Origin of the sequence: Micromonospora sp. NBC_00860 (assembly GCF_045207375.1) — a bacterium.
GTDB lineage: Bacteria > Actinomycetota > Actinomycetes > Mycobacteriales > Micromonosporaceae > Micromonospora > Micromonospora vinacea.
In genome coordinates this window covers 2587060-2602684 of record NZ_CP108825.1, presented here as the reverse complement: position 1 = coordinate 2602684, position 15625 = coordinate 2587060, and the positions used below count along the sequence as shown (strand labels likewise).

Sequence of the window (15625 nt, the reverse complement as noted above, 5' to 3'; positions counted from 1 at the left end):
GACACTGACGACAAATCGCGGGAGAGCCCCGCTTCCCGCGCGCAGCGAGGAGATTTCAGTGAGCGAGGACCAGCACACCCAGCAGGACCCGACCAGCCAGTACGGCCAGCAGTCCGGTCAGCCCGCCCAGCAGCAGTCAGCGCCCGGCTCGACCCGGGAGATGACCCCGAAGCCGGACCACGGGGAAGAGTCGTACCGGGGCAGCGGCAAGCTCGACGGCAAGCGGGCGCTGATCACCGGCGGTGACTCGGGGATCGGCCGGGCGGTCGCGATCGCCTTCGCCCGGGAGGGCGCGGACGTGCTCATCTCCTACCTCGGCGAGGAGGAGGACGCCGACGCCCGCGAGACGATCCGGCTCGTCGAGGCCGCCGGCCGGAAGGGCGTCGCGGTACGCGGTGACATCACCGACGAGGCGCACTGCCAGGAGTTGGTCGATCGGGCGGTGCAGGACCTGGGCGGCCTCGACATTCTGGTCAACAACGCGGCGTACCAGATGTCGCAGGACAAGGGGATCCTCGGCATCAGCACCGAGCAGTTCGACCGGGTGTTCAAGACCAACCTGTACGCGATGTTCTGGCTCTGCAAGGCCGCCATCCCGCACCTGGCCGAAGGGTCGGCGATCATCAACACGTCGTCGATCCAGGCGTTCGACCCGTCGCCGCAGCTGCTGGACTACGCCACCACGAAGGCGGGCATCGCCAACTTCACCAAGGCCCTCGCCGCAGACCTGGCCGAGCAGGGCATCCGGGTCAACGCGGTCGCGCCGGGCCCGGTCTGGACGCCGCTGATCCCGTCCACCATGCCGGAGGAGAAGGTGAAGCAGTTCGGCACCGACACCCCGGAGGGGCGTCCCGGGCAGCCGGCTGAGCTGGCGCCCGCGTACGTCTTCTTCGCCTCGCAGGAATCCAGCTACGTGACGGGCGAGATCCTGGGGGTCACGGGCGGTCGACCGACCAAGTGATCCGTCGCCGGGTGGGCGTCCGCCGAGATGCCCACCCGGTCAGCGTGGCCAGGCGGCGAAGCGTTTCCGGATCTCGGCGACGTCGGCGGCGCCCAGACCGTACCGGCCGAAGCGCTGGTCGGAGAGCCGATCCAGGTAACGGCCGGCGGCGCGCACGTCGTCCGGGTCCAACGCGGGGTCGACCTGCCGTGCCAGCACCAACAACTCGGTCACGTCGTAGTGGTCGAGCGCCGCGGCCACGTCGATGAAGTCGCGGACCTCCCGCCGGTTCACCAACGCCGCGATCTTGTTGGCTACCAGGTCACGGACATCCATCACCGGGCCGAGGTCCATCACCACCGGGCTTTGCTGGCGGTCCAACCGGGCGAGGCTGAGCCGGATCTGCCGCCCGTCGCGGCTCACCACGAAGTCCTTCATGTCCTGCTCGTACCCGTCGAACAGTTCGGCCAGCTCACTGTCCGGGTCGGCGTCGCTGACGAGAAACCCGGCCCGCTCCAGGGCCACGCGCACGCCGGCGGACGCCGCCGCTGCGGCACCCTCCACGTCCGCGAAGAGGTCGACGTCCTCCGTCGGTCGGGCGACCAGCCCGTGTGCCGCCCACGCCACCCCACCACCCAGCACGAACCGGTACGGCCCGGCGGCGGCCAGCGCCACCCGGGCCACCTCCCGGTAGAAGTCGTGCAGATGAGGTTGGATCACGCCGCGCGCAGGCCGCGGTGCCGGCTCTCCCACGCCTGGCGTACGCCCCGAGGCAGGTTGAGCAGCCGCCACACCCGACGCAGCGTCCGTCCGTTGATCAGAGCGCGCAGATCGTCGGCCCGGGTGGTCTCGCGAAGCACGTTCTCGTACATCCAGAGCAGTTGATCAGGGTCGCCGAGGTCGAAGGTGCGCTCGGCGTTCCACATCAGCCGTACCGGGAGCTCCACCACACCTCGGGTGGGGCCGGCCAGCTCAGCGAGCGTCCGCGCCACCACAGCAGGGCGACCCGGGCGGGCCAGAAAAGCCACGCCGGTCGCGGTGGGGGAGACGGCCTGCATGGTGTCAGGGTAACGCCCACCAGAGCCCGTGTCGCTCAGGTCTATCCCAACGCGTTGCTCAAGCCGCGCCAGCCTGGCCGTCATCGCCCCGAAATTTGTCCGCTTTGCGCTTGCTGATGCGGTCAGCGCATTGCTGGTCGACTCGCGTTTCATGAAGTCGGGGTGTCCGGGAGTCTGGGATGCCCCGACTTCCGTGAGCCCGAGTGGATCACGCCGGTGAGGGGTGGATTGACGCCGCAGGTCGGGCGCTGTCTGGGTGGTTTGTCGGTTGGTGGGTGCTTGTGGGTGGTGACCTGGTGCACTGGTGGGCTGGAATCCTGGCCGGGGCGGGGTCGTTACATACCCTGACGATCGCAGCACCACGACCCGCCGCCCGCCCCGCATGGGGTTTGGGATGCAGGTCCGGCGGGTTGGAATGCCGACCCGCGCCCGGTCGTTGCAGTCCCCACGACCGACCGCAGGCATCGCCTTGTTGAGGGTGCCGATGGATGGGCCACCCCGGAATGACCTGGGCCCGCCGGTCGTTACACAGGGTCCCGGCGCCACGAGCCCCCCGGCTCGCGAGGTCGCCGACCTGACGCCCGACAGGGCGTCACCCCCCAGACTTTTCCCCTTGTACGTGCAGCGCCGGACGAGGTGCTCACACCCTGCCACCTTCCCCCTTGGTGGTTGGGGTGTTCTTACCCCCGAAGGAGCTACCCCTCATGAACACGATCTTCCGTAAGAGCATGCTGTCTGTTGCTGGTCTCGCGTTCGCCGGTGGTGTGTTCGCCGGTCCGATCGCCGCCCACGCCAACCCGGTGGATGCCAAGCCCGTCGCCGTGGCCGTGCAGACCAACGCGCCGAAGCCGCAGGGCGAGCAGTCCCACATCGGCCTGAATGATGAGCAGACGGCCAACGTCAAGGCGATCATCGCCGCCACGAAGAAGGCCGGTCTCCCGGAGCGGGCCGCGGTGATCTCGATCGCGACGAGCCTGCAGGAGTCGAAGCTGGAGAACCTCGGCCACCTCGGCGATATGAATGACCACGACTCGCTGGGCCTGTTCCAGCAGCGCCCGAGCTCGGGTTGGGGCACCCCGGAGCAGATCACCGACCCGGAGTACTCGACCACCGCGTTCCTGAAGGGCCTCAAGCAGGTCGACGGGTGGCAGGACATGGCCCTGACCGACGCCGCGCAGACCGTCCAGGTGTCGGCGTACCCGGACGCCTACGCCCAGTGGGAGCAGCAGGCCACCGACCTCGTCGCCCAACACTGGAACAGCTGACCCCCGCCACCGCACGGAAGCACCACAGCACGGTAGGACCGTGAGAACACCGACCGCTGGCCGGCACCCGCAACCCGGGGTGCCGGCCAGCGATGTCTCCTCGCGAAGTCGGAGTGTCCGTGGACTGACAGATGCTTGTAAACACCTTCAGGATTGTGATGATCTCAAGTCGTTGTCGTGAATGAATAGGCGGTGATGGTCCACAGTGGATATGAACAGTGTCTTCGACTGTTTCGTTCAGCCGCAGACCGGCGTTTGCTAACTTGATGGCGTTCGACGCCGAGCGTTACGACCGCGAGGTCATCAAGCCGCTGCGCGGTCGACACGGACGACTCCCCGCCGGTGACCTTCTCCTGCGCTACGCGGTCGAGCCCGGCTGGACCGCCGAGCAGTTGGCCGTACATCTCAGGCAGCTACGACAGTTCTGGCAGGACCGCGCCGTAGGGCCGGACAGCCGGGCAGAGATCTGCCAATTGCTGATTCAGGCCGACGAGGCACTCGTTCGCAACGTCGGTGCCTTGATTTACGACCCCGCGTGGTGGCAGGAGCAGGCGACGGCGACGCGGAGCGATGCGGGGCGGCCGTCGCGGATACCCCCGCCGAGCCTGGCTCGGGCGGAGCCACCTCGGCCTGCCGAGCCACGCTCCGAGGTCCCGGATGACGCTTCTGGGTGGCGGGCCGAGGCACGTGACTTCATCCGTGCCCGCCTCGACGACTCCGGCGCCGCTGTCCCGCGTGAACCACAGCGACCTGCCGTTCGACGCGGTCGGGTCGCCGGGAGCGGTGGCTCCCCGGACGGTGCGCCGCAGGTGTCGGACGGAGCATCGGATGCGGGGGCCGCCACGCGGCAGGCAGGTGCGCCTCCAAAGCTGAACGAGTGGGTGCGGTCGGTCCAACCCGCCGAACTCACCATCCAGGCGCTCGGTGCCCGTGACGACAGGTGCCAGGTGCGGGTGTCCTGGTCAGCGACGGATGCCGAGGGGTTGGGGATCCGCTGGGCGGAGACGCCGCCGCCATGGCCGTCCGGCAGCGTCCTCCCCGTGTCGGCGCTGACGGCGTTCGGCACCGAGCTGGCGGGCACCCACCAGGTGCACGACGGCGAGGTGAGTCTCCTCGCCGAGGTGCCGGTGGGCTACCACCTCTACGTGCCGTACCTGGTGGAGCGGGACCAGGCTGTGGTTGGTCGGTTCGTTGCGCTTGGTCTGGCTGAACCGGTCCGCAGACTGAGGGCCGAACGCCGCGGCGACGACGTCATCGTCACCTGGGTCTGGCCGGAGGGGTCGAGACTGGCGACTGTCGAGTGGACGGCGTCAGGTGGCGTACGACAGGATCAGGTCACCCGCTCCGGCTACGCGGGGTCTAACGGTTTTCGCATCCCGGCCGCCCTGGATCCGGGGGTGGTCCGGGTCTCGGTGCTCACCGCAGTCGCCGCCGATGAGGCGTGTTCGCGGGCCCGCGAAGTCGAGCTACCACCGCGGTCGATACCCGTCTCGTACACCCTGACCCGGCACCGGCTGTGGAGGTTCGGCCGGCGGGATCTCGCTGTCCGGCTGCGGGCGGAGACGGATCTCGTCGACCTCGTCCTCACCGTCGTGCTCGGCACGGATCTCGCGATGCCGCCGTCCGCGGATCACGGGACCGTGCTCGTCGAGCACGAGGGCCTCAGCCTGGTCGCCCACCAGGCTCGAGAGTTGACGATCCCCGTTCCGGTGCTGCCCCGGCGTCAAGACCCGTACTGGGTCCGGTGTTTCCTGCGCGGTCCGGTACCGACAGTGGTCACCGGTCCTCCCGTCGAATCGATGAGGTTGACATAGTGGTAAACGTCGCCTGCCCGTTCTGTTACGAGCGCATCGACGGCTCGGAGTTGTGGTTCCAGTGCCTGGGCAAGGGCGACGCGGACCACAAGGGTTGCGCGCCCGGCACCGACACGGCGCGCCACAACATGACCGGTTTCACCGAGACGATGCTTCCGGTCTTCGCACCCCCACGCAACCAGCGTCTCCGGCCGGCACGGATCGCCTGGTGCCCGGACTGCGGTGGCCGCACGGGGATCCGAGCGTGCCCCTCCTGCCACACCCCGGTGCCGCCCAACTTCGGGGAGGCGTCCAGCCCGATGATCGCCATGTTCGGCGGGAAGGGCACCGGCAAGACCGTCTACCTCACGGTTCTCGCTCATGAGATGCGCAGCCGCGACCTGCGTCGTCGGTTCGGCGCGGACATCAGGATGACCGGCGACGGGCAGGGTGGCTTCAAAGCTCCGCGGGCGTGGCTGGAGCAGAACGTCGACCGGATGTTCACCGAGCACAAGCTGTTCGAGGCGACCCCGCCCGCGGTTGGCGGCCGGCAGAGTCCGCTGGTGTTCGAGTGGCGGGGTGAGCGCCGTCGGTGGCGGCGCAAGCCGGTGTACCGCACCAGCTACCTGTCGTTCCACGACACGGCGGGCGAGGATGTCGGCACCCTCAGCGGCGCCAACGACTTGGCCTACATCGGCGCCGCCGACGGCCTGATCCTGCTGCTCGACCCGTTCATGCTGCCCGAGGCGCGGGAGCGGCTTCGACTACCGCCTTCGGCGATCCGGTCGAAGGAGGACACCATCGCGGTAGTCGACCGACTCACCCAGAGCCTGCGTTCCAGCAACGGAGTGGGCGGCAGTCAGCGGATCACCAAGCCGGTCGCGGTCGCGTTCGCCAAGATGGATGCCTTCTTTGATGTCTTGGGCCGGGACCACCCGCTGTGCCATGAGCCGAAGCGTGGGCCGGCGTACGATGAACAGGTGGGCCGGGCCACCCACGAGCAGGTTGCCGCCCTGCTTCGGGACTGGCAGGGCGACGACATCGAGCAGCACCTGCGAATGAACTACACGACCTTCCGGTACTTCTTTGTCTCCGCGCTGGGGGCCCCACCGGATTACGACAACGCCATGGTCGAGCCCGGAGGTGTTCGCCCGTACCGGGTCGACGAGCCGTTGCTCTGGCTGCTCAGCCTTCGCCGTTTCGGCGTCGTACCAAGGCAGCGCTGAATGACGGGGCGGTTCGAGGCGCTGATCTGGACGGATTGCCGGGAGGGCCAGGGGCTCCGCGGGACACCTGGTCTCCAGTTCCAGGCCCGGTCGGCGGGCGCGGACCGGAACGCGGAGGCCGTCGTGCAGCGGAACCTGCTCTACGAGCCGCCGCCGCGGTGGATGGGGCAGCGTCGCCCGGTCAGCGACTACCCCGCCTCGTTCGCCCACGTCTGGGACGGGTTGCTTGCCACCGCCGCCGGCGTCTACCTGGGTCGTGAGAGTGTGGGGGGCCGGGAGGGTAACCAGCTCACCCATGCCATCGTCACCGACGACCCGGCCGCGTACGGCCTCGTGCGGCCGGCCCAGATGTTTGGTGCGCCGTTCTGGACCGCTGAGCCGGCACGGACCACGCAATGCCCGGCACTGCTCCCGGGCTGGCATCCGGGTTCCTTCGGCGCGGCCGAGGCGCAAACGTTCGTTCGCGGCGCACCCGACGGAGATGAGTTGCTCGGGGCGCTGTTGTCGACGCTGCGCCCTCCCTCCGGCCAGCTTGGCCGGCGGGTTCTCTTCGTCGCCCGTGAGGCGGCCGAGGTGATGCGATGGATCACCGCGGTCACCCTGTTGATACCGCAGCGGGAGGCCCTGCGGATCGGGTTCAAGGTGTTCACGCTCAATCCCGCATTCGCGCCGCATCGAATCCTCGCCGTGCATCCCGACTGGGGTGGGGCGGAGGCCACGCTCGACAACGATCAGGGCTACGCCGTGTTCGACCTGGTCCGGCACGACTGGAGTCGGGTCACCCACACCCGAGCGGCGCGGCAGTGGACGGAGCTGTTCCTCGCCGAGGACCCGATGGACGTGGTGGATGCCGTCGAGGTCGCAGCGGCGTCCGGGCTCGACGACGACGGTGGTACCACTGTCGCTCTCGCGGCCATCCTTGGCCGCCGCCCCCCTCCGGAGAAGGCTGCCGGATTGGTCGGCTGGCTGCGGCAGGGGCCGCCGCAGCTGGTCAGGCGTTACGGCAGCGGCATCGTCGACCTCCTGGTGGCGGCGTCGTCGCAGTGGCCGGTGGAGGTGCTGCGCAGCCTCGACGAGGTCAGCCGCGCCACCACATCATGGCATCGAGCGGCGCAGGTGCGGCTCGCTCTGATCGAGGCCGAGTTGCGCGAGGCGACGGTGGCGGGTGTCGTCCGCCCCGAGCGAGCCCCCCCGCTCAGCGGTGAGTGGACTCCGGCCGAGCACGAGCGGTTACTCGCCGCGATCATCAGGGAGATGCGCCTCGCCGAGCCGCCCATGTTCGAGACCCTGCTCCGGCTGTGCGGGCGCTTCGGGCTCCGTCCCCCACTCGCCGATCTGCAACCCGGCCTGGATCGCTTCGTGCTGGACTGGGCTGACAACCCGGATCACGCATACCAGGTCGCGTCGTGGGCCTGCGCGGAAGAGATCCAGCGGCTCCTGCGCCACGAACTCGGCGAGCGCTTGGCGCACGAGCCGGACCGGGCGTACGACCTCGGCGACAGTTGGTGGGACGTGCTGTTGCGCGAACCCATGCGACTCGACGAGCCGTTGGACGCGGCGGTGGTGGAGGCCGCCCTGCGCCATCTGCCCGCACGCCAGCAGCTCGACCTGGTCGAACAGTGCCTGCGCACCGCGTTGGCCGCAACGCGCCCGGTGGCGATGGTGAACCGCACCGCCTCGGTCATCTGGACACACCGTGCCGTCAGCCGTGCCGAGGCGCACCTGTTGGCGCACCTGCTGCCCCGCGACACCCCACTGGACTCACGGGTGTTCGCGTTGCTGCACCAGGAGGTCATCGACTACCGATCAAAGCGGGAGTACATCGACGCGGCGCTTGTCGTGATAGCGCACGGCCTGTGGGTGCCGCAGGTGGACACGCTCCACGCCATCACCGGGCACCGTGCACTCGCCTACGTGTTCGACCAGCTGGCCGACCCGACGTTCGACGGGTCGGCGCTGCTCAGGGCCCTGGACGACGTGCCACCACATCTGGCGTGGGCGCAGATGCCGGACCTCTGCGAGGCGATAACGCGGGCGCCGGTGGTCGCGGTGGCTTTGACCGTGCTCACCCACGTGCACGTCCAGCAGCTCACCGAACCCTGTTCCCGCAAGCTGTGCGGGGAGTTGATGAACAACTCCAACCCCGCACACGTCGCCCTGGCATTCGTGCTGCTGAACATCGGGTCGCAGTCGGCCGTGATGGCCTCGATGATCCAGCCGGGCGTACGCGCCGACCTTGATCGGCAGGTGCGAACTGTGGTGTCCCGCTGTTCGGAGAAGCGGTTCCGGGAGATAACGACGCACATCGACGGGCTGGGGCCGATGTGGTCGGCACTGTGGAAGACGTTCGCGCGCTCGCACCGGCGTGGGCTGGTCAGGCGCCTGCGGCAGCGTAGACGGGGGTGATGGATGCCTGGGCTGCTCGCCATCCCGCTCGTCCTGCTGGCGCTGCTCATCGTGGTGGCCCTGTACGGCTTGGTCGTGATCATCCTGACGCCGTACGTGCTCTATGTCCTGTCGGCCGGCTTCCTCGCAGGGCTGGTCCTCGCCCTGGTCGAGACCACCCGGACGTACGGCGGGCTGCTCGACCCGCCGCGGGCGCGTACCCCGCGGGACCAGTTCACGGCGGTGCGCCCCCGCAGGTCCTCGTCGCGCCACATCGACTACGCCTGGTCGCATTACGCCGTCTGGCAGGCGGGGTACGACCTGTGGGCCGTCGTCGAGCGTTGCCACCGCCACGTGACCCGGTCGTGGACCTCCACGTGGCGGTCGCTGCCCCGACTGCCCCGCTACCACAGGCGTTATGGGCACAATTCCTCCGACGGCGCCGGCCCGGACGGGTCGACCCGGACCCGAACCTGGACGGTGCTGCTGGCCTGGCCGGTGCTCGCCCTGCCCGGCGCGGGGCTCGCCGGCCTCACCGTGGGGGTGGTGACCGGCGTCGCCGTGCTCAGTGTCGTCGTCGTGGCGGTCTTCGTGTCGATCTGGATCTTCGGGACCACGGTAACGGCGGGGTTGCGCGTCGTCGATCGGCGGTGGCGGGCCTCCTGGCACACACAGACCTGCTGTACGCACTGCTACTACCTGGTCGACCTGCCCGTCTTCGCCTGCCCGACGACCCACCCGTCGAGCGCCCCGACGGGTTCTGACCGGCACCGGGCGCTGCGGCCCGGCATGCAGGGGCTGTGGCGGCGGCGCTGTGGCTGTGGAACGTCGTTGCCGGTCCGGCAGGCGTCGGCGGGCGCGCGGCTCACGGCGCGGTGTCCCAAGTGCGACACCCCGTTGGCCACCGGTACCGGGCGGGCCACCGAGATCAGAGTGGCACTCTTCGGTGCACCCGACGCGGGGAAGTCCACGCTTGTCGACGCCATGGTGGCCGCACTTGCCGCACGTTTCCCCCCGGACCGCTGCGCCGTCGTGCGATGGCGCGACGAGCGCGGTGGGCCGCGAGCCGTCGGCGTGACGCTGCAGGCCCACCGCGCCCCGCAACGGGTGCAGGTGTTCGACGCGCCCGGCCGGGGCCTCGTCGACCGGGAGATCTGTGCGAACTACGGCTACCTGGACAACACGCGGAACTTCGTCTTCGTCCTCGACCCCCTGTCACTGCCAAGGGTGCGTGAGCAGGTGGCCGGGCTGCCGCCGCACCTGGTGCCGATCGTGCGGGTCGCCGAGCACGATCTGGTGGACTCGTACGAGGCAGTGGTCGTGGGCATGCGGTATCGGGGGGTCGACACGAGCCGCTGCCGGCTCGCCATAGTGGTGTCCAAGGGTGACCTGCTCAGCCTGCTACCGGGGGTCGCACCGCTTCGAGCGGGTTCGACGGAGATCGAGCGACTGCTGGTCGAGCAGGGCCTCGACGGTCTCCTGATGTCGGCGAACCGGGACTTCGGCGAGGTCCGGTACTTCCTGCACGGCCAGAGCGACCCGCCGTCGCCCGGTCCGCTGATGTGGCTGCTGCGCGGCGAGCGAGCCCTCCGCTCGGAGGTGACAAGTGCGCTCCGCTGACCTGCCCACCTCCTATCGGACGACCCGACTGGCCATCCTGGTCCTGACGTTCGCCGCCGCGATGGCGTTGGTGGCGTGGTCGGTGTGGGTCGGCCTGCCGCAGGCGATCTCCCGCACCATGGCAGACGTGTTGCGGGCCTCCTGGTGGGTGTGGAGCCCGTTGAGCTAGCCCTGACCGCGGGCGCGTCGTCCCTCGTCGAGCAGGCGAGCCTGCACCCGGTGGCGGTTGGCGTGCGTCTCGTCGCCGACCCGCTCCCACAGGCCGGCGAGTTGGCGGTGCTCCCGCGCCAGGCGGTCGCGCAGCGTGACGTTCGCCGCGTCGTCGCGGAACAATCGACCCCGGATCTCGCAGCTCTCGGTGAGCGCCTCGATGGCCGCTCCGACGTCGCCGGCCTCCAGCAGCAGGCCGGCCTGCTGCCCGAGTACCGCCGCCAGGTCCTTCCCATAGCGGGCCGGGTCGGCGGTGGCAAGTCGGCGGTGGATGAGCACCACGTCGCGGAACGCCAGGGTGGCTTCGTCGCGCCGTTCGAGGTCGTGCAGCAGGACGGCTCGACAGTGATGGGCCGTCGCCAGTGCCGCGAGGACGGCGGTGCTCCCGCCCGCCACGAGGGTGCGGTAGAGCCCTACGGCCTCGTCCGCAGCCGTCAGCGCCGCCTGCGGCGACCCGACCTCCCCGAGGTCCATGGCCTGCCTCAGCAGGGCTTTCGCCAGGGCCGGGACCTGGCTGACCTGGCTGCCGGTGACGAGTTGGCGGTGCAGGTCCACCCGCTCGTCCTCCACCGCGAGAGCGGACGCGGCATCGTGGCGAAGCCGGTGTAGAGCGGCCAGAGTGCCGAGCGCGTCACCGAGATGACCGAGGACCGCTGCCTGGTCGTGCGCCGATCCTTCGCCCGTCCCGGTCGTCCGGTCGCTGCGGCGTCGTTCCGCGTCGACGAGCAGCCGCGCGTGCCGTACGGCCGACTGCGCCGCGGCGAGACCCTCCTCGGTGCGGTCCAGCTCACCGAGGAGCCATGCCTGCCGGATCTCGCTGGCGCACACCGGGGTGAGGTGGCTGTCCGGTTGGTCGAGGTGAATCTGGTGATGGTGCGTCACCGCCCGGTTCGTGGCGGTGAGCGCCTGCACGGTCAGACCGGCGCGGTGCAGTTGGTCGGCCCAGGCATCCAGGGTCGAGGTCAGCCGCTGCACCAACCGCGGCGAAGCCGACTGCCTGGCGGCGTCGACGATCCGTTGCCACAGGTCCACCTCGTCGGCCAGCACGTCGAGCACGTCCGCGTCGGATCTGTTGGCCAGCAGGAGCCGACGGTGCTGACCGAGCGCCTCCGCGAGCCAGGGCAGGTAACGGTCGATCTCGCCCAGTCGGCGGGCGCCCTGAACGAGCGTGGCCGACTCGGCCGCCGGCTGGCCGGCGAAGAGAGGCCCAGGGTCGGGCATGCCCTCGGCCACGGCCCGCATCATCGGATGCGGGGTGCGGGGATCCTGCACCAACCCGCGGAGCCGGTCCGCCAGGGCCGGTGGCAGGGTTTGGGCAGTGGTAGCGAGCGCCTGCAGCAACATCACCAGGAGAGCCGGCTGCTCGCGTACCACCTGCCAGAGTGGTTCGGCGAGGTGTGGGTGCCGGTGACACGCCGGGCCGAGCACCGTCATCGCTCGACCAGCTTGCGCCGGCGTACAGAACCCCATGATGCCCGTGACCACGGCAGGGTTGCGCAACGCGGCGGTCACCGCGAGATCGTGTCGCACCGCGTCGGGCTCGACCGGCCCCCAGTATCCGCCGTCGGCGCCCGGATACAGCTCGTGCAGCCAGGTCGCCAGGCGGTGCACGGTGGCCCGGTCGTTGGCGTCCTCCGGGCGGATCCGCCGCACGACCTCATGGGCGTCGGTGATCCGGTCCGCGCCGTAGAGGGCAGCCGCCCCCAGGTACTCGTCGAGTTGGCCCGGTCGCGCGTACGAGATCCGGGCGGCCACGGCAGTGCCCTCGCCGTACCGGCGCTCCTGGGCGACCATCGCGGCCACGACCTCCGTTACGGAGATGGGAGGTCGCTCCGTCCCGGTGCGAACGAGGAGTCGCAGCGCGGCCAGGTGCAGCGTGACGGGGGCGGAGTAATGGTCGTCGTCGGCGTTGGGCAGGGTGATCGAGGCGGCGTGCCGCCGCCAGTAGTCGGTGCCGGAGCCGGCGTCCAACCGTGCCGCCAGGTCGGTCAGGGCGTCGCTGAGGGCGGCCTGCCGGGCGCGCCCGGCCGCCCAGGGCGCAGGCAACTGCCGGACGGTTCCCTCCCGGGACAGGGGATCGGTGCGGCGCAGTTCCTGCCACCAGTCGCCGGCGGAACGGGCGAGCAGGAGCAGACGAAGCGGCTTCGTGCCGTGTGCCGCACGGGCCAGCTCCCGGCGCACCGCGTCCGGTCGCCTATCGGCGTGGTCCACCACGACCAGCCCGCCGTCTGCCGTGTCGGCGTCGGACACCGGAGCGTTCCGCCAGCGCCCCTCACGGGTGTCGAGAAGTTCGAGCACCAGTCTGGTCTTGCCCTGGCCGGCGCCGCCGGTGATCACCCGCACCGCCGAGCCGGGGCTGTCGCACCACCGTCGCAGGTCGGCCAGTTCGGCCGAACGGCCGCTGAAACGCACCACCCGGTGGTGTGGAGCCAGCAGGTCCGCCGGTGCGTCCGTCGCCGCGGCCACGTCGCGCGCCGCAGGATCCTCGCCAGCCGCGTCACCCGACACCGGGTCGAGGCCCGGGTCGGCAGGGCCAGTGTCGGCCAGTTCCGCGGTATCGGTGAGCGGAGCTACGGCGGGTCCGGTTGTCCGTGCTGCGACGCGATCCAGTCGCGCCCGGCCAATGTTGTTGATCACCGCGAAGGGACGGCTGTCGGTCGTGATCGCGGCCCGCCCGGGGCCCGGGGTGAGCGCGGTGAAGTGGTCGCGGGCCACCCCCACCCGGGCCTGCACCGCCTGGGACAGCTCGTCCAGCAGTTCCCCGGCACGGAACAGGTCGGGACGCTGCAGCGTGTCCAGCAGCAGGGGTTGGACTCCCTCGACGAACCGGTAGCGTCCAGCCTGCCCGTCGACGACCCGCAGCAGGCCGCTGAGCAGCACCTCCGCCAGTTGTGACGGCGGGGCGGAGCGGAACATAGCGTGTTGGATGTAGCGGATCACCGGCAGCACCGGCTCGCTCATCGCGACGTAGCCGGCGAGACGGAACGCCTCGGGTGACGCCGACGAGCGGAAGTGCCGGACCCGGTCGGTCGGACTGGGCGCCACCCGTTCCCGGACCGGCATGCTGGGGGTTCGTTCGCCGGTGACCACGGTCACCGCAGCCGTCACCGCCGTCGTACCGGAGAGGAGCCGGGTCCAGCGGCCGACCCAGCGTGGCGAGATCTCCAGGACCGGCACCACGGTGCCGTCGGAGGCGGGTAGGCCGTCGAACGCGGCGAACCGCAGGTCGGTGTTGGGTGCGCCCGGGCGTGGAGCGCTGAGCGCCCCCACCACGGTCCGTCCGCCGGTACGGGACCACATGCGTTCCGGCAACGGTTGCAGGATCGACACTGGACCGTGCCGGGCCCAGCGGTGGAGGAAGGCACCCGCCGCACCGGTGTGCCAGATCCGGTGGACGCAGTCGCTGATGACGATGATGACGCGCCGTCCGGTGGGGTCGATGAGTTCGGCGGGACGACGCGCTTCCCCACGCCAGCTCGACAGCACGGCATCGACCGCGGCGTCATCGCCGTGCAGCCGCCACCTGCTGACCTGCCGGAATACCCCGGAGGAGGCGAGGGTGTCGGCCACGCTCGTGGCCAGGTCCCGCCACAGCGTCATGGAGGCGGTGCTGTCCACCACCACTGCCGCGTCAAGCCACCGCTCGGTCGACGGTGTCAGCACCGCACGCCAGGGTTGTTCGGCCAGCATGTGTTCGGCGACGGCACGTACCGTCGCCTCCTCGTCGAGGACGTCGAGCCGCCGGTTCGGCACCCTTCGCATCAGCGGGCGCAACGATCGCTGGAATCCCAGTCGGTCGGCGAGCGCGATCGAGCGGGGTACCGCGACCTCGGCGGCCGTCGCCGTTCCGGTCCGGGACGGGGGTACGTGCAGGCTGGTGGGTGTCGGCGGACGGGGCGGCACCGGCGCGGGCGCTGGGTCCGCCCCGCTGAGCGGTGCCGGCGCGTCGTCGAGAGCGTCGTCGACCGGCTCGGGCTCAGCCGGGGCGTCCGCCGCCGGTCCGGGCTGCACGGCAGGGGCGCGTGGTCGCAGATGGTGGCCGAGCCAGAGCGTCTCCGCGAGGTCCCGTGCGGTCGGATCACCACCCGCCGCGACAATGGCGTCGCGGAGTCTGTCAATCGTCATCGGACCGGCGGGACAGGTGTGTCATCACCTTCTCGGCCAGCTGCACCCGGTCCACACCGCCGGAGCGGCCTGCCTGGTCGGTCAGGTAGATCGCGTTGAGCAACTGGTCCGTGGCGAGGTCGCCCGGCTCCCGACGCGCGAGGAAGGTGTCGATCAGGTCTGCGCTGTCCTGGGCGAGACCGTCAAGGTGCGCGTCGACGATGCTTGTCAGCTTGTCCTCGTCAGGCTGCGGGAGGGTGACCTGGATGCACCGCCGGAGGAACGCGGGTGGGAACTCCCGTTCGTCGTTGCTGGTCATGACGATGACCGGGAAGGCGCGACACCTGACCTGCCCCTGATGGACGGGCACACGATGGGTGCTGTCCGCCGTCATCACCTGGGCGTCGGCGGCACGGTCCGACTGCCGCACCAGCTCGCCGATTTCGTACGCGCCGTCCTCGAAGATGGTGAGCAGATCGTTGGGAAGGTCGAGGTCGCCCTTGTCGATCTCGTCGATCAGCAGCACCCGGGGTCTGGTCGAGGGCAGCAGGGCGGTGCCCAGCGGACCCAGCCGGATGAAACGGCCCAGGTCCTCACCGTCGTAAGGTGCGGCGCTGCCGTCGGCACGTCGGCTGGTCTGGTAGAGCCGTGCCAACGGGTCGTACTGGTACAGGCCGTCCTTCAGGGTCACCCGGCTGGTGATGTTCCAGCGCAGGGGTCGGCCGAGTTTCAGCTCGTGGGCGATCGCCGTCGCGAGCGTCGACTTTCCGGTGCCCGGGTGGCCCGTCACCAGCAGTGGACGACGCAGGTACAGGGCGGCGTTCACCAGTTCGACGGTGGCCGGGTCCGGCCGATAGTTCGCACCGCGACGGATGTCCGCCTCGGTCTCGTTCACCTGCGGCGCGGTGGGGGTGGCGGTTTCGTCGAAGACCCGCCACGGCGGTGGGGCGGGTAGCCGATCGACACCGTCGTGAGGAACTCCGGTGCCTTCATAGATCCACCATCCTGGTTTCTCGGACACGCT

At 70.2% G+C, this 15625-nt stretch carries 11 protein-coding genes; 7 read left to right on the top strand and 4 right to left on the bottom strand.

What is annotated here, in order from left to right:
• The first annotated feature begins 58 nt into the window (after window positions 1-58).
• The gene (locus OH804_RS11860) at window positions 59-961 is read left to right on the top strand and encodes an SDR family oxidoreductase (RefSeq protein ID WP_406065052.1); all 903 of its coding nucleotides are present in this window, start codon (window positions 59-61) and stop codon (window positions 959-961) included.
• 39 nt (window positions 962-1000) lie between these two features.
• Here the strand turns inward: OH804_RS11860 and OH804_RS11855 are convergent, their stop codons facing one another.
• Both OH804_RS11855 and OH804_RS11850 read right to left on the bottom strand, forming a co-directional pair.
• Window positions 1001-1660 (bottom strand): nucleotidyl transferase AbiEii/AbiGii toxin family protein, encoded by a 660-nt coding sequence (locus OH804_RS11855; RefSeq protein WP_307788702.1) that lies wholly within the window; start codon window positions 1658-1660, stop codon window positions 1001-1003.
• On the bottom strand, window positions 1657-1998 hold the full coding sequence (locus OH804_RS11850; RefSeq protein ID WP_091400038.1) for a hypothetical protein: 342 nt from the start codon (window positions 1996-1998) through the stop codon (window positions 1657-1659). Before OH804_RS11850 ends, OH804_RS11855 begins: the two co-directional genes overlap by 4 nt.
• A gap of 704 nt (window positions 1999-2702) precedes the next feature.
• Between OH804_RS11850 and OH804_RS11845 the strand changes: the two genes are divergently transcribed.
• From OH804_RS11845 to OH804_RS11820, 6 genes are all read left to right on the top strand, one after another.
• The gene (locus OH804_RS11845) at window positions 2703-3263 is read left to right on the top strand and encodes a hypothetical protein (RefSeq protein ID WP_406065049.1); all 561 of its coding nucleotides are present in this window, start codon (window positions 2703-2705) and stop codon (window positions 3261-3263) included.
• 881 nt (window positions 3264-4144) lie between these two features.
• The gene (locus OH804_RS11840) at window positions 4145-5077 is read left to right on the top strand and encodes a hypothetical protein (RefSeq protein ID WP_196923054.1); all 933 of its coding nucleotides are present in this window, start codon (window positions 4145-4147) and stop codon (window positions 5075-5077) included.
• Window positions 5077-6282 carry a hypothetical protein gene (locus tag OH804_RS11835; protein WP_406065047.1) on the top strand — a complete coding sequence of 402 codons (1206 nt, stop codon included), beginning with the start codon at window positions 5077-5079 and terminating at the stop codon, window positions 6280-6282. Before OH804_RS11840 ends, OH804_RS11835 begins: the two co-directional genes overlap by 1 nt.
• Window positions 6283-8688 carry a GTPase-associated protein 1-related protein gene (locus OH804_RS11830; RefSeq protein WP_406065045.1) on the top strand — a complete coding sequence of 802 codons (2406 nt, stop codon included), beginning with the start codon at window positions 6283-6285 and terminating at the stop codon, window positions 8686-8688. It begins immediately after the preceding gene.
• A gap of 3 nt (window positions 8689-8691) precedes the next feature.
• On the top strand, window positions 8692-10287 hold the full coding sequence (locus OH804_RS11825; protein ID WP_406065043.1) for a hypothetical protein: 1596 nt from the start codon (window positions 8692-8694) through the stop codon (window positions 10285-10287).
• On the top strand, window positions 10274-10456 hold the full coding sequence (locus OH804_RS11820) for a hypothetical protein (protein WP_196923058.1): 183 nt from the start codon (window positions 10274-10276) through the stop codon (window positions 10454-10456). Before OH804_RS11825 ends, OH804_RS11820 begins: the two co-directional genes overlap by 14 nt.
• On the opposite strand, the gene OH804_RS11815 is transcribed toward OH804_RS11820, so the two are convergent.
• Together OH804_RS11815 and OH804_RS11810 are read right to left on the bottom strand one after the other, a co-directional pair.
• On the bottom strand, window positions 10453-14622 hold the full coding sequence (locus tag OH804_RS11815) for an SAV_2336 N-terminal domain-related protein (protein WP_406065041.1): 4170 nt from the start codon (window positions 14620-14622) through the stop codon (window positions 10453-10455). The two genes, OH804_RS11820 and OH804_RS11815, sit on opposite strands and share 4 nt — an antisense overlap.
• Window positions 14612-15622, bottom strand: coding sequence for a MoxR family ATPase (locus OH804_RS11810; protein ID WP_307788703.1), 1011 nt, complete (start codon window positions 15620-15622; stop codon window positions 14612-14614). Before OH804_RS11810 ends, OH804_RS11815 begins: the two co-directional genes overlap by 11 nt.
• Window positions 15623-15625 lie beyond the last annotated feature (3 nt).